This is a genomic window from Neisseria brasiliensis (assembly GCF_009671065.1).
GTDB lineage: Bacteria > Pseudomonadota > Gammaproteobacteria > Burkholderiales > Neisseriaceae > Neisseria > Neisseria brasiliensis.
The window spans coordinates 2,032,273-2,054,838 of the sequence record NZ_CP046027.1 but is presented as its reverse complement, the minus strand read 5'-3'; the positions used below and the strand labels follow the sequence as shown (position 1 = coordinate 2,054,838).

General features: G+C 47.0%; 24 protein-coding genes, 3 tRNA genes and 1 pseudogene. 16 read left to right on the top strand and 12 right to left on the bottom strand.

The window, feature by feature from the left end; translation table 11 throughout:
- The first annotated feature begins 4 nt into the window (after positions 1 to 4).
- From dnaB to GJV52_RS13525, 4 genes and pseudogenes are all read left to right on the top strand, one after another.
- Positions 5 to 1,411 carry a replicative DNA helicase gene (gene dnaB, locus GJV52_RS10240; protein ID WP_095503771.1) on the top strand — a complete coding sequence of 469 codons (1,407 nt, stop codon included), beginning with the start codon at positions 5 to 7 and terminating at the stop codon, positions 1,409 to 1,411.
- Between the two features lie 159 nt (positions 1,412 to 1,570).
- Positions 1,571 to 2,236 carry a GspH/FimT family pseudopilin gene (locus tag GJV52_RS10235; RefSeq protein WP_095503772.1) on the top strand — a complete coding sequence of 222 codons (666 nt, stop codon included), beginning with the start codon at positions 1,571 to 1,573 and terminating at the stop codon, positions 2,234 to 2,236.
- A 2-nt stretch (positions 2,237 to 2,238) separates the two neighbouring features.
- On the top strand, positions 2,239 to 2,883 hold the full coding sequence (pilV, locus tag GJV52_RS10230) for a type IV pilus modification protein PilV (RefSeq protein WP_229436967.1): 645 nt from the start codon (positions 2,239 to 2,241) through the stop codon (positions 2,881 to 2,883).
- A gap of 2 nt (positions 2,884 to 2,885) precedes the next feature.
- Positions 2,886 to 2,960 (top strand): annotated as a pseudogene (locus GJV52_RS13525) (prepilin-type N-terminal cleavage/methylation domain-containing protein); the annotation flags it as partial.
- Positions 2,961 to 3,587: 627 nt separating this feature from the next.
- Here the strand turns inward: GJV52_RS13525 and GJV52_RS10220 are convergent.
- Positions 3,588 to 4,394 (bottom strand): integrase core domain-containing protein, encoded by an 807-nt coding sequence (locus GJV52_RS10220; RefSeq protein ID WP_154212829.1) that lies wholly within the window; start codon positions 4,392 to 4,394, stop codon positions 3,588 to 3,590.
- Between the two features lie 60 nt (positions 4,395 to 4,454).
- On the opposite strand from GJV52_RS10220, the gene GJV52_RS10215 reads away from it, so the two are divergent.
- The 3 genes from GJV52_RS10215 to GJV52_RS10205 are packed head-to-tail and all read left to right on the top strand — an operon-like array spanning position 4,455 to position 5,747.
- Positions 4,455 to 4,733 carry a hypothetical protein gene (locus GJV52_RS10215; RefSeq protein ID WP_154212894.1) on the top strand — a complete coding sequence of 93 codons (279 nt, stop codon included), beginning with the start codon at positions 4,455 to 4,457 and terminating at the stop codon, positions 4,731 to 4,733.
- Positions 4,712 to 5,284, top strand: coding sequence for a pilus assembly PilX family protein (locus GJV52_RS10210; RefSeq protein WP_095503774.1), 573 nt, complete (start codon positions 4,712 to 4,714; stop codon positions 5,282 to 5,284). The genes GJV52_RS10215 and GJV52_RS10210 overlap by 22 nt, the downstream gene beginning before the upstream one ends.
- A gap of 1 nt (position 5,285) precedes the next feature.
- On the top strand, positions 5,286 to 5,747 hold the full coding sequence (locus tag GJV52_RS10205; protein ID WP_195690038.1) for a PilX family type IV pilin: 462 nt from the start codon (positions 5,286 to 5,288) through the stop codon (positions 5,745 to 5,747).
- A gap of 218 nt (positions 5,748 to 5,965) precedes the next feature.
- Here GJV52_RS10205 and GJV52_RS10200 read toward each other — a convergent pair whose 3' ends face one another.
- The 3 genes from GJV52_RS10200 to GJV52_RS10190 form a co-directional block, all read right to left on the bottom strand.
- Positions 5,966 to 6,538 carry a 50S ribosomal protein L25/general stress protein Ctc gene (locus GJV52_RS10200; protein WP_100564612.1) on the bottom strand — a complete coding sequence of 191 codons (573 nt, stop codon included), beginning with the start codon at positions 6,536 to 6,538 and terminating at the stop codon, positions 5,966 to 5,968.
- Positions 6,539 to 6,605: 67 nt separating this feature from the next.
- Positions 6,606 to 7,595, bottom strand: a complete 990-nt coding sequence (locus GJV52_RS10195) for a ribose-phosphate pyrophosphokinase (RefSeq protein WP_095503778.1) — start codon at positions 7,593 to 7,595, stop codon at positions 6,606 to 6,608.
- A 307-nt stretch (positions 7,596 to 7,902) separates the two neighbouring features.
- Positions 7,903 to 9,045, bottom strand: a complete 1,143-nt coding sequence (locus GJV52_RS10190; RefSeq protein ID WP_095503172.1) for an RNA-guided endonuclease InsQ/TnpB family protein — start codon at positions 9,043 to 9,045, stop codon at positions 7,903 to 7,905.
- A 44-nt stretch (positions 9,046 to 9,089) separates the two neighbouring features.
- Between GJV52_RS10190 and tnpA the strand changes: the two genes are divergently transcribed.
- Positions 9,090 to 9,506 (top strand): IS200/IS605 family transposase, encoded by a 417-nt coding sequence (tnpA, locus tag GJV52_RS10185; protein ID WP_095503171.1) that lies wholly within the window; start codon positions 9,090 to 9,092, stop codon positions 9,504 to 9,506.
- Between the two features lie 121 nt (positions 9,507 to 9,627).
- Here the strand turns inward: tnpA and GJV52_RS10180 are convergent.
- The 6 genes from GJV52_RS10180 to GJV52_RS10155 form a co-directional block, all read right to left on the bottom strand.
- A tRNA-Gln gene (locus tag GJV52_RS10180) sits at positions 9,628 to 9,703 on the bottom strand.
- Between the two features lie 11 nt (positions 9,704 to 9,714).
- Positions 9,715 to 9,790: transfer RNA gene (locus GJV52_RS10175), tRNA-Gln, on the bottom strand.
- A gap of 12 nt (positions 9,791 to 9,802) precedes the next feature.
- Positions 9,803 to 9,878: transfer RNA gene (locus GJV52_RS10170), tRNA-Gln, on the bottom strand.
- A 10-nt stretch (positions 9,879 to 9,888) separates the two neighbouring features.
- Positions 9,889 to 10,734, bottom strand: coding sequence for a 4-(cytidine 5'-diphospho)-2-C-methyl-D-erythritol kinase (gene ispE / locus GJV52_RS10165; protein ID WP_095502751.1), 846 nt, complete (start codon positions 10,732 to 10,734; stop codon positions 9,889 to 9,891).
- A gap of 9 nt (positions 10,735 to 10,743) precedes the next feature.
- Positions 10,744 to 11,328 (bottom strand): lipoprotein insertase outer membrane protein LolB, encoded by a 585-nt coding sequence (gene lolB, locus GJV52_RS10160; RefSeq protein ID WP_100564208.1) that lies wholly within the window; start codon positions 11,326 to 11,328, stop codon positions 10,744 to 10,746.
- A gap of 63 nt (positions 11,329 to 11,391) precedes the next feature.
- Positions 11,392 to 13,269, bottom strand: a complete 1,878-nt coding sequence (locus GJV52_RS10155; RefSeq protein WP_095502752.1) for a tetratricopeptide repeat protein — start codon at positions 13,267 to 13,269, stop codon at positions 11,392 to 11,394.
- A 245-nt stretch (positions 13,270 to 13,514) separates the two neighbouring features.
- On the opposite strand from GJV52_RS10155, the gene GJV52_RS10150 reads away from it, so the two are divergent.
- Positions 13,515 to 14,114, top strand: coding sequence for an NUDIX hydrolase (locus GJV52_RS10150; protein WP_195690037.1), 600 nt, complete (start codon positions 13,515 to 13,517; stop codon positions 14,112 to 14,114).
- A 34-nt stretch (positions 14,115 to 14,148) separates the two neighbouring features.
- On the opposite strand, the gene GJV52_RS10145 is transcribed toward GJV52_RS10150, so the two are convergent.
- Entirely contained in the window at positions 14,149 to 14,967 is an 819-nt protein-coding gene (locus tag GJV52_RS10145) for a GIY-YIG nuclease family protein (protein ID WP_100564210.1), read from the bottom strand.
- Between the two features lie 103 nt (positions 14,968 to 15,070).
- Entirely contained in the window at positions 15,071 to 17,857 is a 2,787-nt protein-coding gene (gyrA, locus tag GJV52_RS10140; RefSeq protein WP_100564212.1) for a DNA gyrase subunit A, read from the bottom strand.
- 334 nt (positions 17,858 to 18,191) lie between these two features.
- Here gyrA and leuC point away from each other — a divergent pair, with 334 nt between their 5' ends.
- The 7 genes from leuC (at position 18,192) to GJV52_RS10105 (ending at position 22,558) form a co-directional block, all read left to right on the top strand.
- Positions 18,192 to 19,598 carry a 3-isopropylmalate dehydratase large subunit gene (leuC, locus tag GJV52_RS10135; RefSeq protein ID WP_095503414.1) on the top strand — a complete coding sequence of 469 codons (1,407 nt, stop codon included), beginning with the start codon at positions 18,192 to 18,194 and terminating at the stop codon, positions 19,596 to 19,598.
- 134 nt (positions 19,599 to 19,732) lie between these two features.
- Positions 19,733 to 19,870 (top strand): entericidin A/B family lipoprotein, encoded by a 138-nt coding sequence (locus GJV52_RS10130; protein ID WP_095503413.1) that lies wholly within the window; start codon positions 19,733 to 19,735, stop codon positions 19,868 to 19,870.
- A 34-nt stretch (positions 19,871 to 19,904) separates the two neighbouring features.
- A complete protein-coding gene (locus GJV52_RS10125; protein ID WP_095503412.1) occupies positions 19,905 to 20,042 on the top strand; it encodes an entericidin A/B family lipoprotein in 138 nt (45 codons plus the stop codon).
- Between the two features lie 80 nt (positions 20,043 to 20,122).
- Positions 20,123 to 20,761 carry a 3-isopropylmalate dehydratase small subunit gene (gene leuD, locus GJV52_RS10120; RefSeq protein WP_095503411.1) on the top strand — a complete coding sequence of 213 codons (639 nt, stop codon included), beginning with the start codon at positions 20,123 to 20,125 and terminating at the stop codon, positions 20,759 to 20,761.
- A gap of 139 nt (positions 20,762 to 20,900) precedes the next feature.
- A complete protein-coding gene (locus GJV52_RS10115; RefSeq protein ID WP_100564214.1) occupies positions 20,901 to 21,701 on the top strand; it encodes a cation transporter in 801 nt (266 codons plus the stop codon).
- Between the two features lie 49 nt (positions 21,702 to 21,750).
- Positions 21,751 to 22,215, top strand: a complete 465-nt coding sequence (locus GJV52_RS10110; protein WP_095503409.1) for a YhcH/YjgK/YiaL family protein — start codon at positions 21,751 to 21,753, stop codon at positions 22,213 to 22,215.
- Between the two features lie 37 nt (positions 22,216 to 22,252).
- On the top strand, positions 22,253 to 22,558 hold the full coding sequence (locus GJV52_RS10105) for a hypothetical protein (protein WP_095503408.1): 306 nt from the start codon (positions 22,253 to 22,255) through the stop codon (positions 22,556 to 22,558).
- The last annotated feature ends 8 nt before the right edge of the window (positions 22,559 to 22,566 follow it).

The window sequence follows — 22,566 nt, the reverse complement described above, 5'->3', positions numbered from 1 at the left end:
CGCCATGAACGATTATCTTGACATGCCGTCTGAAGACCGTGAAGTCACGGCTTTGGCCTTGCCGCCGCATTCGATGGAAGCCGAGCAATCGGTTTTGGGCGGTCTGCTTTTGGAAAATGCAGCATGGGACAGAATCGCAGATGTCGTTACCGGTGAAGACTTCTACCGCCACGAGCACCGCCTGATTTTCCGTGCCATCGCCATGCTGATCAACGAAAGCCGTCCAGCCGACGTCATTACCGTGCAGGAAGCCTTAGAGCGCAATGACGAGCTCGAATCAGCAGGCGGTTTCAATTACCTGATTACCCTCGCGCAAAACACCCCTTCTGCCGCCAATATCCGCCGCTACGCCGAAATCGTGCGCGAGCGCTCCATCATGCGCCAATTGGCTGAAGTCGGCACCGAAATCGCCCGCAGCGCCTACAATCCTCAGGGGCGTGATGCCGGGCAGTTGCTCGACGAAGCCGAAAACAAAGTGTTCCAAATTGCTGAGAGTACCGCTAAATCCAAACAAGGCTTTTTAAGCATGCCCGATGTATTGGATGAAGTCGTCGCCAAAATCGACATGCTCTATTCGCGTGAAAACCCCGAAGAAGTCACCGGCGTATCCACCGGCTTTATCGATTTGGACAAAAAAACCTCCGGCCTGCAACCGGGCGATTTGATTATCGTCGCCGGCCGCCCGTCTATGGGTAAAACCGCTTTTTCTATCAACATTGCCGAGCACGTTGCCGTTGAAGCACAATTACCTGTTGCCGTGTTTTCGATGGAAATGGGCGCGGCGCAATTGGTGATGCGTGTGTTAAGCTCCGTCGGCCGCGTCGATCAGCAGGTTTTGAAAACCGGCAACCTGCAAGACCAACACTGGCTCAATTTCAACGAAGCCGTGATTAAACTCACCAACGCGCCGATGTATATCGACGAAACACCGGGTTTGACCGCGCTCGAGTTGCGCGCCCGCGCCCGCCGCTTGGCACGCCAGTTTAACGGCAAACTGGGCTTGATTGTGATTGACTACCTGCAATTGATGTCCGGCTCCGGCCGTTCCGACAACCGTGCGTCTGAATTGGGTGAAATTTCCCGCTCACTCAAAGCCTTGGCCAAAGAATTGCAAGTGCCGGTGATCGCCCTGTCACAGCTTAGCCGTACCGTTGAGCAGCGCACCGACAAACGCCCGATGATGTCCGACTTGCGCGAATCCGGTGCCATTGAACAGGATGCCGACCTAATTATGTTTATGTATCGCGATGAATACTACAATCCTGAATCGCCGCTTAAAGGCTTGGCAGAATGCATCATCGGCAAACACCGTAACGGTCCAACAGGCAAAGTCCACCTCACTTGGATGGGGCAATTTACCAAGTTTGACAATGCCGCCTACGTTCCCGAGTCTGCATTGATGGAAGATTGAGACAGATTCCGCCGCCAAACTAAGCGTTTTTCATATTTTATTAGGCAATACTTGGCAATATCGTTTAGAATGAAATACGCGTAACACGCATATAAACAAATATAAAACCAAGCATTACCATACATTACCGATAAACTTCCGCCAAACTTACCGATACTCATGCACGCCAAACAAAAAGGTTTTACCCTTATCGAACTGTTGGTCGTGATTGCCATCATTGCAATCATGGCCGTCATCGCCCTTCCCAACATGAGCCAATGGATCGCATCGCGCCGCGTGGCCAGCAATGCGGAACAAATCGCCAATCTTCTGCGCTTCGCCCGCAGCGAAGCCGTTCGTCTAAATATTCCAGTTTATGTTTGTCCGGTTCAAATTAAAAAAGATGGCAAATCTAATGGTAGTTGTAATGCCAGTTTCGGTAACCAAGGTTTGATGGCTTTTGCCGATACCGATAAAAACAAACAATATCAACGCACTTCTACCGATATTCAATTACGCGCTATCATCTTAAACAGTAAAGATAATGATCGCATAACCCATAGCTATTATGCTTACCCCTTTAGCGGCAGCAAAACCACCGATAGCAACGTCCGCTGGACTTTCCTACCTAACGGTAATTTTGTACGTTGGAATAAATCTCCTACTGCGACAGACAATTTCCCGACACCTAGCGGTTACACTCAAATTATCTTAACTGATGCCCGTGCAAGCAGCGATAATGATAAAAAAGCCCGCTCTACCGTATTGTTTATCGACGGCAGCGGCCGTGTAGAAATCTGCGCCAAATCCGACTCGCGTGATATTTGCCAATATTCCGAAAAATAACAATGATGAAAACAACGACATTACTCTTTTCTGCTCAGCAGCAAGGCCGTCTGAAAGCCAATCAACAAGGTATGACTTTGATTGAAGTCTTGATTTCCATGTTTGTTTTGGCCATCGGCATTCTTGCCTTACTTTCTGTACAGTTGCGCGCCGTTTCCAGCGTTCGTGAAGGGGAAACGCAAACTATCGTTTCTCAAATCACGCAAAATATGATTGAAGGCATGTTAATTAATCCGGTTTTATCAGTTGAATCCAAGACAGATATTTCAGGCAATGAAGTAGAGCGAGTAGTTAAAAAATCTTATGACCATTATCTAACTACTGATAAGAAAAAGTCCTCTGGTATAGAAAGTAAAGATAATTTTGCAATATCTCAAATTGAAGAATTTCGTCAAGCATTATTATCTGCTTTTCCTGACAAACAAGTTTTCTTTGTGATTTGCCGTGATGACTCTGGTAAAGCGCCAACATACGCTTCCCCAACTCCTAAGTGGGAGTGTAGTGGCAGCGGAGATACCGTTATTAAAGTTTTATGGCTAGCCGATGCAGAAGAAGAAGAGGATAATGAAGAAAACAAAAAAAATAAAAGCTTAATTACATCAGGAAATTATATAGTTTACACCCATCAATCACGCGTTACGGAATAACAATGAAAAATAAACGCCCTACTTTTAATCACCCACCTAAAATGCAAGGCTTCAGCCTGATTGAATTTTTGGTGGCCAGCGCATTAAGCATGATTGTTTTAATGGCCGTTACTTCAACCTACTTTACCGCCCGCAACCTCAATAATGCAGCAACTTCTCGATTAAGCGTGCAACAAGATTTACGCCATGCTTCAACTTTATTAGTCCGCGATGCACGTATGGCAGGAAGTTTTGGCTGTTTTAATATGGTTAACTATCCTCCATCAGCTATTATAAAAGATGAAAGCAAAGCTCCATTTAATTTGGCAAGCAACGCAACAGATAAAGGAATGATTCCTATCGTCGAAGTTACTACAATTAATTCTCCAGGGTTTAGCCCAAACGCCGATAGCACCATACTCATTTTTCAGTATGGTATTGATGACACCGCTCCTAATAAAAACGTTGCTGTTTTCAGTAGTTGCAATAGACTTTATAAACCTATTAACAATAATTTGAATGATGCCAGCGATACATTTTCTAAAGAAATAGGTGAGGATAATAAAGGATCCATTTCTATCCTTAGGCATATGGTTGTAGCCTATGCAGTTGGAAAATTTGGTGAGCAAGAGGGCTTGTACCGTTTCCAATTAAATGACTCAGGAAACTGGGAAGCACCTCAACTTCTAATCAAAGATGTTACATGTAGGAAATCATCGCGTTGTTTACACCACAGGTTGAGAAAAATAAGCCTGCAAGACCTCAAACGGCGTATCGCCGTTCAAACTGCGGTGCGGCTTCACAGTGTTATAGAAATTAACAAAGCGGCACAACTCCTTTCGCCGGTGTTCCGGACTGTCAAACAACTGTTTCTCATGCCACATCTCCATCAGGGTGCGGATAACCCGTTCCGCCTTACCGTTGGTCTGCGGACGGGCAACCCGGGTAAACTTTTGACCAATCCCGTTCTCATAACAGGCTACACCGAAAGCATGGTTGGCTGAGCCTTTATATTCCGTACCGTTGTCGGAGTAAACGCACTCAATCAGGTATGGGCAAGGATCAATCAGGTGTTCGGTCAGAAACTTGGCAGCACTGTCTGCGGTTTTGTCCGGCAAAATGGCGGCGTATAGCTCCCTTGAGAAATCGTCAATGGCGACAAACAGGTAATCCCGCTTATCGGTGGCTTTCTGCCCTTTGAGCAGCGGCAGCCGTTTGGTATCGAGATGTACCAGCTCTCCGGGATAGGATTTATTGTAGCGTTTGGCCTGCCTTTTGAGTTTTTCCTGAATGCCGCGTTCTACCTTGGCCAGGCGTTTCATTCCGTACTTTGCCTGTTTGAAACGGTTGTTGGTACTGGTTTGGGGTTTGAGCAATCTGCCTCTTGCGGCTTTAAGTGCGCGGTAAATGGTGACGCGGCTGACTTGGTAGCGGCGTGCCAGGGAGGTGACGCTTTCCTTTTCCTGCGTGTAGGCCAGCCAAATGGCTTGGCGGTGGTGCGGGGTGAGACGGGTGTTTTTGTGCATGTTCATGTTTCAGTATTCTCCTGGAAATGCTGTAAACAACGCTACTAGTTTCTACATGTTACATCCATGGAAAGAGAATACACCTATGTAGATTCTTGCCCAGAAAATATTTTAGTTGATTCTACCTCTACACCGAAAGAAGAAAATTTCACTACAATTAACCCAAAGGATCCTCTACGCACAAACCCTGCAGAAAATGAGGCTACTACTCCGGCTTTAATTCGTATTACATTGAAAGGTAAAGGGGGGCAAAATATAGAAGCCTCTAATGAGAATAATGTTCAAATTTATAATATTGACGCCGCAATAAGAGGAGGCAATACATGCGCCGACCGACCAATCTGATAAATTCTTTTCATGAAAAATCTTCTCAGCAAGGTTATGCTTTATTCATTGTATTGATGATTATGATTGTAATTGCGCTTTTAGTAGTAACAGCAGTGCAATCTTATAACACTGAACAACGTATCAGCACTAATGAGGCAGACCGTAAATTAGCAATGAGCTTAGCTGAAGCTGCTTTACGTGAAGGTGAAAATAAAATTATAGATTTTGACAACAAGGTCACAACCTTTACAGCAGATTGCAAGCAGGGGCTTTGTTTAGCTCAAAATATAAAAACCCCTTCAACAGATAGCCTTATAAAACTTGAAGGATCTGCTACCGACAATGCATGGCAACGTAGCTGTGATAAAGAATTATGTATTGATAAGAATGGACAACAGACCAATATTAAACAAATAGATGGAGTTAAAATAAAACCCCCAAGATACATTATCGAATACATCAGTACCGATACTTCCCAAGGCAGCATGATTTATCGTGTTACTGCCAAAGCATGGGGTAAAAACAATAATACTGTCGTTATGCTTCAGTCTTACGTAGCGAATGAATAATATGAAAAATAATCAAGGCTTTACTTTAGTTGAATTGATGATCACGGTTGCCATTATTGGTATTTTAGCAACCATCGCCCTGCCTTCTTATAATCGTTATATTGAACGTGGCTATTTGGCACAAGCGCATACTGAGTTAGTGAACGTTAACAACCAAATCAAAACTGAATTGGTTAAAAATCCATCATTGGATATTGCTGATAAATTGGCAAAATTTGAAGACAATTATGTCAAAGGTATGGATAAAGCCGTTACCGACCGATATACATTCAAGGCACAATTGGCAAACAAAGATTCCGGTCGCCGCTACCGTATTTCAGCCGTGCCTAAATCTGAAACAGGCTACACCTTAGCGATGTGGATAGACAGCTTAGGCAACGCATACCGATGTTCCGATGCTGCTTCAGCAACAGCATTTTCTACCGATGGTAAGTGTGAACCCATTTCAAACAAAAAGAAATAAACCATTGGAGAGGCCGTCTGAAACAATTTCAGACGGCCTCAGACATTCGTACGGTTGGCTTTGCTTTGAAAAAGCTAACCGTACCTACGTTTTAAATTATAGGTACGTTTAAGACGGTACGCCGTAACAGTACGAACGCCTGCGCGGATATAACAGGCTGCTCCAATTCTGTAAACAATAAAAAAGCCCGCAAGTGCGGGCTTTTTTATTACATTTTCTTAGCGTTTTTTACCAGTTACAGTAGCAACAGCCAAGTTTTCATCACGTTTCAGAGAAACGCTTTCCACGCCTTCCGGGAATTTGATGTCTGACAAGTGCAAGATGTCGCCGGCAACAACAGCAGAACAATCCAAATCCAAGAACGCAGGAATGTTAGCAGGCAAAGCGTACACTTCTACTGAAGTGTTCAGCAAAGAAACGCGGCCACCTTGCAATTTAACAGCATGTGAGTTTTCAGCATTAACCACGTGCAATGGTACACGGATGCGGACTTTTTGATCGGCTTTAACAGCTTGGAAATCGATGTGTTGAACTTGTTGACGGAATGGGTGCATCTGGAAATCGCGCACGATAACGTCTTGAGTTTTACCTTCCAAAATCAATTTGATCAACGCAGTGTGGAAAGATTCTTTTTCCAATGCGTAGTACATGGTTTTGTGGTCTACTGCGATTGCCACGGCATCTTGGCCTTCACCGTACAAGATGGCAGGGATTTGACCTTCGCGACGCAGGCGGCGGCTCGCACCAGTGCCTTGATCTTCGCGAACAGTAGCTTGAATTTCGTATGACATAATAAAAATACTCCAATTAGATTAAAAATATCGTCATCGGCCGCGACCAGCTTAAGACGACTGAGTGTTATGGCAGCAAAATACCACCAAAGGTTGTGGTCACTTCTTCATTGAAAAGATAGGACACAGATTCTTCATTGCTGATACGGCGAACCGTTTCAGCCAACAAACCAGCAATAGTTACTTGACGGATGCGGTCGCAATTTTTTGCCGCTTCCGACAAAGGAATGGTATCAGTTACCACTACCTGATCAATGTCAGATGATGAAATGCGCTCTACGGCAGCGCCGGAGAATACAGGATGCGTTGCATAAGCCAAAACACGTTCAGCACCACGCTCTTTCAGTGCAGAAGCGGCTTTGCATAAGGTATTGGCGGTATCAATCATATCGTCAATAATCAAACAAGTACGGCCTTGAACATCACCGATGATGTTCATTACTTCGGCAACGTTGGCTTTAGGACGACGTTTGTCGATAATCGCCAAGTCCACATTCAGCGCTTTAGCTACTGCACGCGCACGCACCACACCACCGATATCAGGGCTGACGACGGTCAGGTTTTCGATGCGTTGCTGGGCAATGTCATTGAGCAAAACCGGCGTGGCATAAATATTGTCCACTGGAATATCAAAGAAGCCTTGGATTTGGTCGGCATGCAAATCAACGGTCAACACGCGGTCGATACCGGCTGAATACAACATATTGGCAACCAATTTGGCCGAAATCGGCACACGAACCGAACGCGGGCGGCGGTCTTGGCGGGCATAGCCGAAATAAGGAATCGCGGCAGTAATACGGCCGGCAGAGGCGCGCTTCAAGGCATCTGCCATGGTCAGAATTTCCATCAGGTTGTCATTGGTTGGCGCACAAGTCGGCTGCAGAATGAATACATCGCGGCCGCGTACATTTTCCAATAATTCAATGGCGACTTCACCATCGGAGAATTTGCTTACATTGGCTTCGCCCAATGAAATATCCAAGTGTTTCACAACACGTTGGGCTAAATCGGGATTGGCATTACCGGTAAATACCATCAAACTATCATATGCGGCCATATCATTTTCACCTGATTTTTGATTCAAACATTGCTCAGAAAACATCTTGCTTTCCTCTGCTTGTGTACATTGACGTTAAGCCCGACATTATACGCAAAATAAGACACAAACCCAAGGATTCAGCAGATAAATTCGTCAATTTACAACTTGACGTCCTTCCCTCCCTGAAGGGAGGGAATTCCTACGGCGATTTGTGAACGGCATTGAGCCATTCACAAATCGCTTCGGTGGGTTTCTGCTGCTGACCGCCTTACTGCACGGTTCACTTCACAGACGCTACGGGCACGTCCTGCCCTGAAACTTCATTTTACTTTTGCGCTGCCAAAATCTCTTGACCGCGCTTTAACACATTGATTGCACCCACAATATCCGCATTGTTTTGATAGCCACATTGCACACATTCAAAGTTTGCCTGTGTTTGACGGTTATCTTTGGCAGTATGTCCGCAAGCTGGGCAACAACGACTGGTATTTTGTGGCGGAACAGCCACCAAATGCCCACCGCGCCACAACAGCTTATAGTCCAACTGACGGCGAAACTCAAACCAAGACTGGTCTAAAATCGCACGGTTTAAGCTTGATTTGGCAGCAACGTTTTTTCCATGCTGCACGGCGTTGCCTTTAGCGGATTTGGACATATTCGCCACCTGCAAATCTTCCACATACACAATCGCGTGGTTTTGGCTGATTGCGCTGCTGATTTGGTGCAGGTAGTTTTTACGGATATTGCTGATTTTGTGGTGCAAACGGCTGATTTTTGCTTTCAGTTTCTGCCAGTTTTTGCTGAATTTGGTTTTGTGTTTGAACTGTTTTTGCAGTTTTGCTAGTTTGCCTTTCAACGTTTTGAATGCGTTGATTGGCTCAAAAAACTGACCATTGGACAATGTTGCAAATTTGGCAACACCCATATCAATCCCAGTTTCGCCACCGTTTGGCTGCGCGATTTCCTGCTCGGTTTCGGTTTGCATAGATACAAACCATTTACCGCATTTTTGCGATACGGTTACGTTTTTCAGGCTGCCTGAAACGTGTCGGCTGTTGCGATAGCGCACCCAACCGATTTTGGGCAAATAGATACGATTATTTTGCTGCTCCAATTTACAGCCTTGCGGAAAGCGGAAACTGTCTTTTTCGCCTTTGCGTTTGAATTTGGGGAAATCTGCGCGTTTGGCAAAGAAGTTTTTGAATGCGCTTTCCAAGTCTTTCAAACTTTGCTGCAAAACTTGGCTGTGGCAGTCTTTTAGCCAGTCTAATTCTCGTTTCCATTCAGGCAGCAAATTTGCGATTTTGGTGTAGCTAAATTTGAACGAATTATCTTGTTGATATTGTTCGTTTTGATACGCCAAAGCACGATTGAATACGAAACGCGAACAACCGCAAAATTGTTTCATTTTGCGGATTTGCTCGCCGTTTGGCATCAGTTCAAATTTGAATGTTTTGAGTATTAACATGATTTCATGGATAATGGAATTTTTAGCAATTTTACACTTGGTCTATGGAAAAAGAAACTGATTTAAGACGTGGTCGGCACGTTGTTTTTAATCTTCATGTACATTTGGTATTTGTCGCAAAATATCGCCGAAAAGTGTTCACAAAAGAAATTTTGGACGATATGCGCGGTATTTTTGAGAGCGTCTGCACCGATTTTGAAGCGCAACTGGTGGAATTTGACGGCGAAGATGACCATGTTCATTTACTTGTGAACTATCCGCCCAAAGTGTCTATTTCAAAACTGGTGAACAGCTTGAAAGGTGTATCTAGCCGCATGATTAGACAGAAAAATTATCCAAGCATCAAACAAAAATTATGGGGCGGTGCGTTGTGGTCGCCGTCTTATTTTGCAGGTAGCTGTGGTGGTGCGCCGATTACGATTATTCGGCAGTATATTGAACAGCAGAAAACGCCTGATTAACTGAATATCAACGGTTTTAGGACTGCTACGCAGTCCGCGCCTTATATCTCCGCCGTGAACGGCGAAGTTTTACGGCGCAGCCTGATAAAAAAGCGTGTAAGAAAACTTACACGCTTTTATTTGGCTGGGGAGGAAGGATTCGAACCTTCGCATGCTGGAATCAAAATCCAGTGTCTTAACCGCTTGACGACTCCCCAATAAAGGGTGTTGGCTGGGGAGGAAGGATTCGAACCTTCGCATGCTGGAATCAAAATCCAGTGTCTTAACCGCTTGACGACTCCCCAACAAAGTGTGGATGGCTGGGGAGGAAGGATTCGAACCTTCGCATGCTGGAATCAAAATCCAGTGTCTTAACCGCTTGACGACTCCCCAACTGGTTCACTTATACATGAAACAAAGGATGAACAGCTAAACCTTCAACACAATATGCTTCATATATTTTAGAAACTTGTTGGTATATATTTTCTGCTTCTTCTTGAAGCTGACATGGAATAAAAATACACGCACCGGAACCGGTCATTAATGCGTCACCATGCTTCGACATCTCAAGATAAGCTTCCCAAACTTCAGGATACTCCTGAAACACCACCGCCTGCATATCATTGCGAAATGGCTGTAATGCTTGGAAAGCAGGCATTATGCTTGGTTTGGAATCGCGTGTCAAGTGTGGATGGGAAAAAATTTTTCCGGTTGCCACATGCACATCAGGCTTCACAATAACATACCATTGTTTTGGCACATCTATTTCGATTAATTTCTCTCCGACACCACGCGCAAATGCGCTGCGCCCAAAGATAAAAAACGGCACATCTGCCCCCAGCGTAACGCCCAAATCAATCAATTCTTGCTCGCTCAAGCCGCATTGCCATAATCGGTTTAACGCCATCAAAACCATTGCCGCATCGGAGCTGCCTCCACCTAATCCGCCACCCATTGGAATCTTTTTGTCCAACCAAATATCCACCCCACCGGCAGATTGGGTATGCGTTTTTAATGCAGCAGCTGCACGATAGGCTAAATCCTGCTCCTGCGTCACTCCTTCGACAGGCGTGTGCAGCACAATCTGGCCATCGTCGCGCAAAGCCAGATAAACAGTGTCATACAAGTCAATCAGGCAAAAAATGCTTTCCAATTCGTGATAACCGTCTGCTCTGCGGCCGGTAATGCGCAAATCCAAGTTTAACTTAGCCGGCGCTAAAAAAGCTTGCGCATGCTGCGGAATGTTCATACGGCCTCCTTAGCCACGGGTGGCGCATTGTTGTTGCGCAGTCGGTTCCGGCTGGGTATCCATTTCATCAAACACCAGCCGCACGCTCAATTTCGCGCTTTCCAATAACAATACACGTGCTTGGCCTGCCTGATTGAGCGTTCGGCTGATGGTCCAGTCGAATTGCTGTAAACGGCCGTCTGAAAGCAATTGATACGGCGCATCGGCCACGCGTTTACCATTTGCCCAAATATGCAGATATTGCACCGGCAATTCAAAGCCCAATAACTGCTGGCTTAATTGTTCTGCGGTTTGGGCGTGATAAACCTGCCCTTTATTGTCCACCGCCAATACGCCCTGCTTATCTTGGCACAATTGGCCGACCGTATTGCCCAATGGGGTATTCACGTTGATGGTTTGCACTTGGTTTTGATACGCCCAATCAAAATTGGCATACGAACCTTTACCGTCCATTTTTACTACCAAGCGGCCTTCTGCGGTAAAGTTGCTTGTGTTATCCGCTTGCGGCCAACTGTTTTGCTGCGGCATATTGGGTTGGGCACACGCTGCCAATACCAAGGCTGCCAAAGTAGACACATATAATTTAAACGTCATCATCACTCCGAATTACTTCAGTCAGGCCGTCTAAAAACGACGATATTTTCAGACGGCCTCGTATTATTTTGCTTTAGGTTTTGCTTTGCGCGCAGGCTGCGCATTTGGCACTGCTACGCCAAAGCGTTTCATGGTCGCTTTTAACAAGGCTTTGTCACCCTCTTTTTGCAAACCATCTCGCCAAATTTGTTTGGCTTGCTCTTGTTGACCCAGTTGCCACAACACTTCACCCAAGTGTGCCGCCACTTCCGCATCGGGATACTCACGATAAGCATATTCCAAATACGGCAAGGCTGCTTGCGCATCGCCTTTCAGGTAATAAGCCCAACCCAAGCTGTCGTTAATTGCAGCAGACTCCGGCTCCAAATGGTAGGCCGTCTGAATCAACTGAAACGCTTCATCAAAATATGGCTTGCTATTAGGCATAATCAATAAAGTATAGCCCAAAGCATTCATGCCGCTGGCACTATTGGGATTCAAATCGTTATAGCGGCGCAAATCGGCAATGGCTTTTTCATGCTGGCCTAATTTTTCGTAAACCATCGCACGTTGATACAGAATATCCGGCAAACGATCAGCAACTTCAGGCTGTTTGGCGGCTTTAGCCATCATCTGATTCAATTCTGCCAATGCGGTTTGCGGTTTATCGCTTTGCGCCAAAGCAAACAGGTAAACACGCTGCAATTCTGCCGCACCAAAGAACCTGCCTTGTTGCTCAGGCAGCTTTTCTGCACGGCGGGCTTCGGTTAAGGCTGCGGCCATATTGCCTTCTTCTGCCGCAATCGAAGCTTTCAACACCGCTTTATCAAACGCATATTCCGGCGCGCTGATTTTATTCACCCATCTTTTGGCATCGGCATAATTTTTCATATCCGCATAACGCATGGCACCGATAATCGCTGCGTGGCCTTGCTGCTCGCGTGTGCCGGTATTGTAGGCTTTTTCCAAATAATTTTCGGTGACCGAAATATCTTCTTTACGGCTCGCCGACAATAAGGCCGCCTGAACATACAAATCGGCATTCGGATTGGCTGCCAATAATTGTTGCAGACGCACATAGGCTTTGTCCAACTGTCTCGAGGCAATCAGGCTGCTGATTTCCAACTCCTGCCACACCGGTGACAAATAAGCGGTATTGGTTTCTTCAAAAAAGCGGTTGAGCATTTGCGGCTGGCGTTGCGCCACCAAACGCATGGTTAATAAGGTCGGTGGCAAAATTTCCGCATCCAACATAGCCAAGCGCTGCATGGCTTCTATCGCATGGCGTTCGTCACCTTCTTGCGCGCTGAAAATTACATCGGCAATCGCCGCTTCCGGCATATTGGGATATTTTTTCGCCGCTTTATGCACTTCTCTGCCTGCTTTTTCCGCCAAGCCTTGCTGCTGCACTGCTGCTTGCGCCAGCAGCAAGAAGATACGCTGCGTTTGCTCTTCAGTGGCATTGTGCAACACATCATCCAAGCCACTTAGTTTTTGGTCGGCATTGCCCATCAGCAAATCGCGTACCCAAGCCATGCGTTTTTGTGCCGCACTCGGTACCGGCTCAATTTCACGCCACTTCTGATAAATCATCTCGGCTTGTTCAAACGCATTGAGTGACACCGCCATTTCTAAGGCACGCTCGGCCACTTCCGGAGATTTTGTACGGTTGAGCGACACCATATAGGTCGCCAATGCCGTGCCGGCATCACCTTTTTGCAATGCCATTTCACCGCCCAATAAGGTAAATACGGTATTGGCACGATCAATCACGCCTACACGACGCTGGCGCTCTAATTCACGCTCTTCGGGCGTATAGCGGCTTTTTTTCTGAATCAGCTCTTTTACTTCTTTGGCCGCTTTGGGCTGGACTTTGATTTCGTTGGCCGCATAACTTTCAACAGCAAACAACATCATCACCGCTGCAGCCACAGCGCGGACACGGGAAGGGGCAAAAAACATAATCATTCCTTTACATCGCCGACTGTGTTCAGACGGCCTTGAGTTTAGGCATAACTTTATCACAAGCCGTCTGATTTGTAGATTTAAGCAACCGTAAACCTAATGTATAGTCTTTTAAAATAAAAATAATACCGTGTTGCCGACGCCCTTATTTACCAGCGTACACAGCAATCGCTGCCACCTTGTCTTATTTCTATTTTAAGCGACTATAATATAATCATGTAAACACGTTACGGATACCTCCAATGACCCGACCGCTTTCCGATTTCCTGCTGCGCGCGCACGAGTTTGACAGCTCCACCCAAAATTTGCGCAACCGTTTTCTCAATCCGGCCGAATGCAAAGTGGCGGCGGTTTTATTGGCCGTGGTCAAAAAAGATGAACAATGGCAGATATTGTTTACCTGCCGCTCCGGCTCACTGCGTCACCACACCGGCCAAATCGCTCTAGCCGGTGGTCGCTACGAGCCTCAAGACCTCAACTTAACCCAAACTGCCTTACGCGAAACACACGAAGAAGTCGGCATTCTGCCGCAAACTTGGCAAACCTTCCCCTCTCTGCCGCCGCACTACACGCCATCGGGTTATGAAGTACATCCCATTCCCGCGCTTTCTAATGAGAATCCTCACATTGAAACCAATCCGGACGAAGTAGCAGAAGTGTTTTATGTGCCGTTTGATTTTGTGATGAATTTGCAGCATTACGAAATGCGGCCGCTGCAACACCAAGGCAAAACCATCGCCATGCCGACGTTGCCTTTCCAACATTACGATATTTGGGGCTTAACCGCGGTGATTCTTTATGGCTTGGCCGAGCGCTATCAACAATATTGTAAGGCCATCTGAACGCATATTTTCAGACGGCCTCAGACCTGCATCATCAAAATAACGAATCAAACAAAGAATCCGAACGCTTAGCCGGTTTGGTATTTTGTCCGGCCAAATTATCAGCATAGACCCAACCTTCGACAATATTATTCTGCGCCCATGATCGGCAGCCTTGTCCACGCTCATAATGCTCTGGATAACACACATCGCCTTGAAACTCAGCATATACCCAGTTTTTCGCCGTGCGCGTGTTTGGCTTGATTTGGATTTTTTGATTGGCCGGCAAAACAGAAATTACGCTGCATTCGGTTGATGAGCAAGCACGGATATTGATGTCTTCTTTGCCGATTTTGCCGGGCACATAACCTATGACTTGTTTCGCTTCACTTAATTCGACCGTTTCGTCTGCGCCACGAAAGCCCAACCAAGCAAGCCAAACAATAGCCAAAACCAAGCCGCCACCAATCAAATAATGACGAATCCGCCAATGATGTGAAGCCGTCTGAACATTTATTTTTTCAGACGGCTTATTTACCGGTTTATTTTGCCACACTTCACCCGTGCGCAAATCTTGCGCTGAAATCAGGTTTTTACCGGCGCATTGTCGGATAACTTGCGCTGCTTCTTCAACCGAGCAGGCAAAAAACTCACGGCCGCCATTGACCCGCTTGTCACTTAGTCGCGCATGTACCTCGCGCTCAACTTGCGGATACTGATGGCAGCGCACCTGATACGCCACCTCAAACGGATAAGCCACGCCCGTACTATACAGCGCCCGCGCCCGCTCTTGTGGCAGGTTTTTGGTAAAGCCGATTTTAATCAAACCGGGCATGCCCTGATTGGTCAATACATACACCCAACCTTGCTTCAAAATTGTGTCCTTCTTATTTCAATGATATTCATTAAAAGGCCGTCTGAAAAGATACAAACCTTTTCAGACGGCCTCGAAAAAAAACATTACCTAATGTCTTTTATCATACTTCGCTTGAATCGTTTTCACCTTCGATTGGCGCAGCAACGTTATGCAGCTCCTCGCCTTCTTCAGCCGCTTCTACTTCCGGCTCTTCCGCCACACGCTCCAAGCTTACCAAGGTTTCGCCTTCGTCCAAATTAATCAGGCGCACACCTGCTGCGGCGCGACCGGTTTCACGGATTTGCTCGACTTTAGTACGAATCAACACGCCGCCGCTGGTAATCAGCATCAAATCGTCGCATTCCTCCACCAAAGTGGCCGCCACCAAATCGCCGTTACGCTCGCCGGTGTTGATGGCGATATTGCCTTGGCCGCCTTTATTTTTACGGCTGTAATCAGCAATCGGCGTGCGTTTACCGTAGCCGTTGGCGGTGGCCGTCAACACTTGCAGCGCGCTTTGTTCGCATTCAGGTGAGAAAGTAATCAGGCTGACAATCTTACCGTCGGCCGGTAAACGCATACCGCGCAAACCGCCACTGCCACGACCGGAAGGTCGCACGCCGTGTTTGCCGCTAGGCAGGGCGTTTTCGTTGTCAGCCTCTACTGCTTCATCATCGAGGCCGTCTGAAACGTCATTTTCATTATCGATGTCCGCATCTTCACTTTCATCGCCGCCGCTGCGTTCCCAATATTCATTAAAGCGGATGGCTTTACCCAAATTGGAGAACAGCATGATGTCGTCCGCACCGCTGGTTTGCGCTGCGCCGACTAAGTAATCGCCCTCTTTCAAGGCAATGGCTTTAATACCTTGACTGCGCACGTTTTTAAACGCCGACAATTGTACTTTTTTCACCATGCCTTGTGCGGTGGCGAAGAATACATATTGGTCTTCAGGGAATTCGCGCACGGCCAAAATCGCGCTGACTTTTTCGCCTTCTTCCAACTGAATCACGTTGTTAATCGGGCGGCCGCGGCTGTTGCGTCCGCCTTCCGGCAGTTTGTACACTTTAATCCAGTGGCATTTGCCGAAATTGGTGAAACACATCAAATAGTCGTGCGTATTGGCCACAAATAAAGACTCGATGAAATCTTCTTCTTTGGTGGCTGCCGCCTGCTTGCCGCGCCCGCCGCGACGTTGCGCCTGATAATCGGTGGTCGGCTGGGTTTTGATGTAGCCGCCATGAGTCAAAGTAACTACCATTTCACGCTGCGGAATCAAGTCTTCATCGGCAATATCACCACCAAATGGATTGATTTCGCTGCGACGCTCGTCACCAAAATTGGCGCGGGTATCTTCCAATTCTTCGCGGATAATTTGGGTGATGCGTTCAGGCGTGGCCAAAATATCCAAGAAATCAATGATTTTTGCCATAATCGCTTTATAGTCGGCGACAATTTCTTCTTGATCCAAGCCGGTCAGGTTGCGCAAGCTCATGCGTAAAATGGCATCGGCCTGCAATTCGCTCAGATAATAGCCTTGACCTTGCAAGCCCAAGTTTTCTGGCAAACCTTCCGGACGCGCCATGCGCAAATCCAAATCAGTGCGGCTGAGCATGTCTTCCACCAAACCGCTGCGCCATGCACGCGCCAATAATTTTTCTTTGGCTTCCGGTGCATCGGCTGATTCTTTAATTAATTGAATCATCTCGTCGATATTCGACAAAGCTACCGCTTTACCTTCTGCAATGTGGCCTTCATGACGCGCTTTTTTCAAGCGGAACAAAGTGCGACGGGTCACCACTTCACGGCGGTGGCGGATAAACTCGCTTAAGATTTGCTTCAGATTCAGCAAACGCGGCTGGCCATCGACCAAAGCCACCATATTGATGCCGAAGCTGTCTTGCAGCTGGGTTAATTTATACAGTTGATTTAAAACGACTTCTGAATTTTCGTTGCGTTTTAACTCAATCACCACGCGCATACCGGATTTATCCGATTCGTCGCGCAGATCAGAAATGCCTTCCAAAGTTTTCTCGCGCACCAAATCGCCGATTTTCTCAACCAATTTGGCTTTGTTGACTTGATACGGAATCTCGTCAATCACAATCGCTTCGCGCTCACCGTTTTTACCGATTGGCTCGATGTGCGTTTTACCGCGCATCACCACGCGGCCACGACCAGTTTTATAACCTTCACGCACACCGCTCATGCCGTAAATGGTGGCACCGGTAGGAAAATCAGGCGCTTTAATGATGTCGATTAAGGTATCGATGTCGGTTTCAGGCTCGTCCAACAATTGCAGACAGGCGTTAATCGTATCGGTCAGGTTATGCGGCGGAATATTGGTTGCCATACCCACGGCAATACCTGAAGAACCGTTTACCAGCAAAGCCGGAAAACGGGTCGGCAACACCAGCGGTTCATGCTCGCTGCCGTCGTAGTTTGGGCCGAAATTCACCGTTTCTTCTTCAATATCGGCCAGCATTTCATGAGCGATTTTTGCCATACGGATTTCGGTATAACGCATGGCTGCCGCACCATCGCCGTCAACCGAACCAAAGTTACCCTGACCGTCAACCAGCATATAACGCATAGAGAAATCCTGCGCCATACGCACAATGGTATAGTAAACTGCGCTGTCACCGTGTGGATGGTATTTACCGATCACGTCGCCGACAATACGGGCAGATTTCTTGTAAGAAGCATTCCAGTTGTTTTTCAATTCGTGCATGGCATAAAGCACACGGCGGTGAACCGGCTTCAAGCCATCGCGCACATCTGGCAGCGCGCGCCCCACAATCACGCTCATGGCGTAATCAAGGTAGCTTTTGCGCATTTCATCTTCAAGGCTTACCGGGATGGTTTCGAGTGCAAACTTATGGTCGTTGCGGACTGTTGCGTCTGTCATGATTCCTAGCATTTCTTATAGCAATAATTACGCGTGATTTTACCACAAAACTGCATCATCACCTAACCGCAAGCAATCATTTTGACAACAGGCCGTCTGAATCCAAAATGCGTTCAGACGGCCTATTTCACTCAAGGCAAAAACAAAGGCATAAATGTAACAAAATAGCCAAATTCAAAAATAAAATTGTACAAATTGTCTAAAATTTTCTAAAAATTTGGCGAAATTTTATTTCATAGATAAAAATTAGACAAAATCAGTTGCTTTTCTAAGTTAATAAGTCTAATATTCCCCACATACTATTCACCACTACCCATTGATAAAAGAACACACCATGAGCGCACAAACCCTCTACGACAAACTTTGGAACAGCCACGTCGTCCGCGAAGAAGAAGACGGCACTGTTCTGCTTTATATCGACCGCCATCTGGTACACGAAGTCACCAGCCCGCAAGCCTTTGAAGGCTTGAAAATAGCCGGCCGCAAATTGTGGCGCATCGACAGTGTGGTTTCCACCGCCGACCACAACACCCCGACCGGCGACTGGGACAAAGGCATTCAAGACCCGATTTCTAAGTTGCAAGTCGATACCTTAGATAAAAACATCAAAGAATTTGGTGCATTGGCTTACTTTCCGTTTATGGACAAAGGCCAAGGCATTGTGCATGTAATGGGACCTGAACAAGGCGCCACCCTGCCTGGTATGACTGTGGTATGCGGCGACTCGCACACTTCTACCCACGGCGCATTCGGTGCATTGGCACACGGCATCGGCACATCCGAAGTCGAACACACCATGGCCACCCAGTGTATTACTGCCAAAAAATCTAAATCCATGCTGATTGACGTATCAGGCCGTCTGAAACCGGGCGTGACCGCCAAAGACGTGGCCTTATATATCATTGGCCAAATCGGTACCGCCGGCGGCACGGGCTATGCCATCGAATTCGACGGTGAAGCCATTCATAGCCTGTCAATGGAAGGCCGCATGACTTTGTGCAACATGGCTATTGAAGCCGGTGCGCGCTCAGGTATGGTATCGGTTGACCAAACCACCATTGATTACGTTAAAGACAAACCATTCGCACCGAAAGGTGAAGCATGGGATAAAGCCGTTGAATACTGGCGCACATTGGTTTCCGATGAAGGTGCCCAATTCGACAAAGTATTCCGTTTCAAAGCTGAAGACATCGAGCCTCAAGTCACTTGGGGCACTTCACCGGAAATGGTGCTCGACATCAACGGTAAAGTGCCGAATCCGGCCAACGAAACCGACCCGGTCAAACGCAGCGGCATGGAACGCGCTTTGGAATACATGGGCTTGGAAGCCGATACGCCGTTAAACGAAATTCCGGTGGACATCGTATTCATCGGTTCTTGCACCAACAGCCGCATCGAAGACTTGCGCGAAGCCGCTGCCGTGGCCAAAGGCCGCAAAAAAGCTGAGAACGTTCAGCGCGTGTTGATTGTGCCAGGTTCAGGCTTGGTAAAAGCACAAGCCGAAGAAGAAGGTTTGGACAAAATCTTTATCGATGCCGGCTTTGAATGGCGTGAACCGGGTTGCTCAATGTGTTTGGCCATGAATGCCGACCGTTTAGAGCCGCAACAGCGCTGCGCTTCTACCTCCAACCGCAACTTTGAAGGCCGACAAGGCAACGGCGGCCGTACCCATTTGGTCAGCCCGGCCATGGCTGCTGCAGCTGCGGTGAACGGCCGATTTGTGGATGTGCGCTGCCTGTGAAACTATCTGACAATAGCACGTTGATATTTAAATATTTATATATTCACATTAACTATTGCTATTTAGAAAGATGGTGGATATTATAAGAAGTACAGCAAACCAGGCTGTACTTTTCAAACCATAAGGAGCTTCATATGAAAAAATTTGCCCTGATCGCTTTGACCGCCATGACACTTTTGTCTGCTTGTAACACCATTTCAGGTGCAGGCAAAGATGTAAAAGCAGCCGGCAATGCAGTCAGCAACTCTGCTGAATCTGTAAAAAGCTACTAATCATTAGCTCAACTTCTACAATAGGAAATTCAATATGAAAAAATTTGCATTGATCGCTTTGACTGCCATGACTTTGCTGTCTGCTTGCAACACCATTTCAGGTGCGGGCAAAGATGTGAAAGCTGCCGGTAACGCAGTTAGCAATACCGCAGAAGAAGTAAAAAGCTACTAATCATCAGCTTAATAAATAAGCGTAAATGCCCCGTGAATCGGGGCATTTTATAATCTTAAATAAACGAAAAAGTACAGACCATGAAAGCATTTACCAAAATTACCGCCCTCGTTGCCCCGCTTGACCGCAGCAACGTCGATACTGATGCCATCATCCCAAAACAATTCTTAAAATCCATCAAACGCAGCGGCTTCGGTCCTAATGCCTTTGACGAATGGCGCTATCTTGACCACGGCGAACCGGGCATGGACAACAGCAAACGCCCGCTTAATCCCGACTTTTCCCTCAATCAGCCCCGCTATCAAGGCGCACAAGTTTTGCTGACCCGCAAAAATTTTGGCTGCGGCTCATCACGCGAACACGCACCATGGGCATTAGACGACTACGGTTTCCGCGCCGTCATCGCCCCTTCGTTCGCCGACATTTTCTTCAACAATTGTTACAAAAACGGCTTATTGCCGATCGTCTTGACTGAAGAGCAAGTCGACCAATTGTTTAAAGAAGTCGAAGCACAAGAAGGCTATTCACTAAATATCGATTTGGAAGCACAAACTGTGACCACGCCAAGCGGCGATGTGTTCACTTTCGACATCACCGAACACCGCAAACACTGCCTACTCAACGGCTTAGACGAAATCGGCTTGACGCTGCAACACGCAGATGAAATCAAAGCCTTTGAAGAAAAACGCAAAGCCGCGCAACCTTGGTTGTATCACTAAAAAATCCAAACAAGTCGGGTAAACACATACAAACTGTGTTTACCCGACCTGCGGACAAATGCGTAGATACCATGCTGTCTGAAATTCACCTAGCTCCTTTATTCCAATCCATATAGGCCGTCTGAAACGGGCTTGCCTTATGCAGAAAAGTATTTTCCATATCACGAAAATGGATTGCCCTTCAGAAGAGCAAATGATTCGGATGAAGCTGGGCGCTATCGAAGGCATTCATGCGCTTGAGTTTGACATTTCCAACCGCCGCATGACTACCTACCACCACGGCAGCGCTGATGAAATCTTGCAGGCACTTGCACCGCTGAATTTCGACAGCCGCTTGGAAAGCACCGAATTAAACACTGACCCATTGGCCGACAACGCTCAAGACCATAAAGAACGCACCTTATTGTGGCAAGTCTTGGCGATTAACCTGTTCTTTTTTGTGTTTGAATCTGTCAGCGGTTGGTTGGCCGGTTCGATGGGCTTATTGGCCGACAGCTTGGACATGCTGGCCGATAGCTTGGTGTACAGCATGGCTTTGCTTGCCGTTGGCACCACTGCCGCGCGTAAGAAACTAACCGCACGCGCTGCCGGCTATTTGCAACTTGTCTTAGCCATTTTGGGATTCAGCGAAGTGGTTCGCCGCTTTTTCGGCTGGGAAGGTATGCCGGATGTCAGCTTGATGATTGGCGTTTCTCTGCTGGCATTAGCCGGAAACGCCCTCTGCCTTTACCTGCTGCAAAAAAACAAAAGCCGCGAGGCGCATATGCAGGCCAGCATGATTTTTACGTCTAACGATGTGATTGTGAATCTGGGCGTGATTGCAGCCGGTATCCTGACCTTACTGACACATTCGGCTTATCCCGACCTGATTATCGGGCTGATTGTGTTTGGCTTAGTAGCACGCGGCGCGATTAAAATCTTGCAGCTTGCCAAGCAATAATGAAAAGGCCGTCTGAAACCCTTCATTCACATTCAACATTGATTACACCATGATTACCGACACCATCGCCAACGCCCAACGCTATGCCGCCCTGCACCCCGACTTTGCCGATGCCATTGCATTGCTGCAAACGCTGGACTTCAGTCAACTGCCAGACGGGCAATACCCCTGCGACAATCCCAATATCCGCCTATTTGTCGGCAACGAAGCCATGCGCACACGCGAAGCCGCCCAGCCGGAAGCCCACATCAAACACATCGACATTCAAGTACCCATCAGCGGCGTGGAAACATATGGCTGGATAGACCGAGGCCGTCTGAAAAATGGTTTGGGCTATCAAGAAGAAAAAGACATTGAATTTTTTGATTGCGCACCCGAAACTTGGCTGGATATCGAACCAGGTGAATTTGTGCTGTTTTTCCCCAACGACGGTCATGCACCGCTGGTCGGCGATGCCCCTACGATTCGCAAAGCCGTGTTTAAAATCCGCACATTGGAAACCCGCGAATCTTAATCAATAGGCCGTCTGAAACTTACTTCTTATTAAAATCATGAAAACCAGAGAATATCTGTTTGAAGGCTTAGAAAACTTAAATGACGGCTTCGATGCCGAAAGCATTATTTATGTTTCCGAGCAAGATTTTGAAACCGTGCTCAACCGCGCCGAAGCCAAAAACATTGCCATTTACGGCATTGAGCCTTGGTATGAACGCGATTTTTTTGATGTGCGCGTATATGATTTCACCGGTTACGAAGCCAATGATCCGCGCTGGTATCGCGCAGCATTTGAAGAATTCAAAAGCGAACAATCCGGCTTGATGTATGCCATGACTTACGACAATTTCACCATCGAGTAAATCACGGC

What these genes read in the sequence shown, in the direction of transcription:
- leuC (WP_095503414.1), top strand. Translation starts at nt 18,192, where the DNA reads ATGAGCGCACAAACCCTCTACGACAAACTTTGGAACAGCCACGTCGTC.
- GJV52_RS10125 (WP_095503412.1), top strand. Translation starts at nt 19,905, where the DNA reads ATGAAAAAATTTGCATTGATCGCTTTGACTGCCATGACTTTGCTGTCT.
- tnpA (WP_095503171.1), top strand. Translation starts at nt 9,090, where the DNA reads ATGGAAAAAGAAACTGATTTAAGACGTGGTCGGCACGTTGTTTTTAAT.
- GJV52_RS10155 (WP_095502752.1), bottom strand. Translation starts at nt 13,269, where the DNA reads ATGTTTTTTGCCCCTTCCCGTGTCCGCGCTGTGGCTGCAGCGGTGATG.
- GJV52_RS10110 (WP_095503409.1), top strand. Translation starts at nt 21,751, where the DNA reads ATGATTACCGACACCATCGCCAACGCCCAACGCTATGCCGCCCTGCAC.
- GJV52_RS10210 (WP_095503774.1), top strand. Translation starts at nt 4,712, where the DNA reads ATGCGCCGACCGACCAATCTGATAAATTCTTTTCATGAAAAATCTTCT.
- GJV52_RS10105 (WP_095503408.1), top strand. Translation starts at nt 22,253, where the DNA reads ATGAAAACCAGAGAATATCTGTTTGAAGGCTTAGAAAACTTAAATGAC.
- GJV52_RS10115 (WP_100564214.1), top strand. Translation starts at nt 20,901, where the DNA reads ATGCAGAAAAGTATTTTCCATATCACGAAAATGGATTGCCCTTCAGAA.
- leuD (WP_095503411.1), top strand. Translation starts at nt 20,123, where the DNA reads ATGAAAGCATTTACCAAAATTACCGCCCTCGTTGCCCCGCTTGACCGC.
- GJV52_RS10130 (WP_095503413.1), top strand. Translation starts at nt 19,733, where the DNA reads ATGAAAAAATTTGCCCTGATCGCTTTGACCGCCATGACACTTTTGTCT.
- GJV52_RS10220 (WP_154212829.1), bottom strand. Translation starts at nt 4,394, where the DNA reads ATGAACATGCACAAAAACACCCGTCTCACCCCGCACCACCGCCAAGCC.
- GJV52_RS10205 (WP_195690038.1), top strand. Translation starts at nt 5,286, where the DNA reads ATGAAAAATAATCAAGGCTTTACTTTAGTTGAATTGATGATCACGGTT.
- GJV52_RS10195 (WP_095503778.1), bottom strand. Translation starts at nt 7,595, where the DNA reads ATGGCCGCATATGATAGTTTGATGGTATTTACCGGTAATGCCAATCCC.
- GJV52_RS10235 (WP_095503772.1), top strand. Translation starts at nt 1,571, where the DNA reads ATGCACGCCAAACAAAAAGGTTTTACCCTTATCGAACTGTTGGTCGTG.
- GJV52_RS10190 (WP_095503172.1), bottom strand. Translation starts at nt 9,045, where the DNA reads ATGTTAATACTCAAAACATTCAAATTTGAACTGATGCCAAACGGCGAG.
- GJV52_RS10200 (WP_100564612.1), bottom strand. Translation starts at nt 6,538, where the DNA reads ATGTCATACGAAATTCAAGCTACTGTTCGCGAAGATCAAGGCACTGGT.
- pilV (WP_229436967.1), top strand. Translation starts at nt 2,239, where the DNA reads ATGATGAAAACAACGACATTACTCTTTTCTGCTCAGCAGCAAGGCCGT.
- GJV52_RS10150 (WP_195690037.1), top strand. Translation starts at nt 13,515, where the DNA reads ATGACCCGACCGCTTTCCGATTTCCTGCTGCGCGCGCACGAGTTTGAC.
- GJV52_RS10215 (WP_154212894.1), top strand. Translation starts at nt 4,455, where the DNA reads ATGGAAAGAGAATACACCTATGTAGATTCTTGCCCAGAAAATATTTTA.
- dnaB (WP_095503771.1), top strand. Translation starts at nt 5, where the DNA reads ATGAACGATTATCTTGACATGCCGTCTGAAGACCGTGAAGTCACGGCT.
- gyrA (WP_100564212.1), bottom strand. Translation starts at nt 17,857, where the DNA reads ATGACAGACGCAACAGTCCGCAACGACCATAAGTTTGCACTCGAAACC.
- lolB (WP_100564208.1), bottom strand. Translation starts at nt 11,328, where the DNA reads ATGACGTTTAAATTATATGTGTCTACTTTGGCAGCCTTGGTATTGGCA.
- ispE (WP_095502751.1), bottom strand. Translation starts at nt 10,734, where the DNA reads ATGAACATTCCGCAGCATGCGCAAGCTTTTTTAGCGCCGGCTAAGTTA.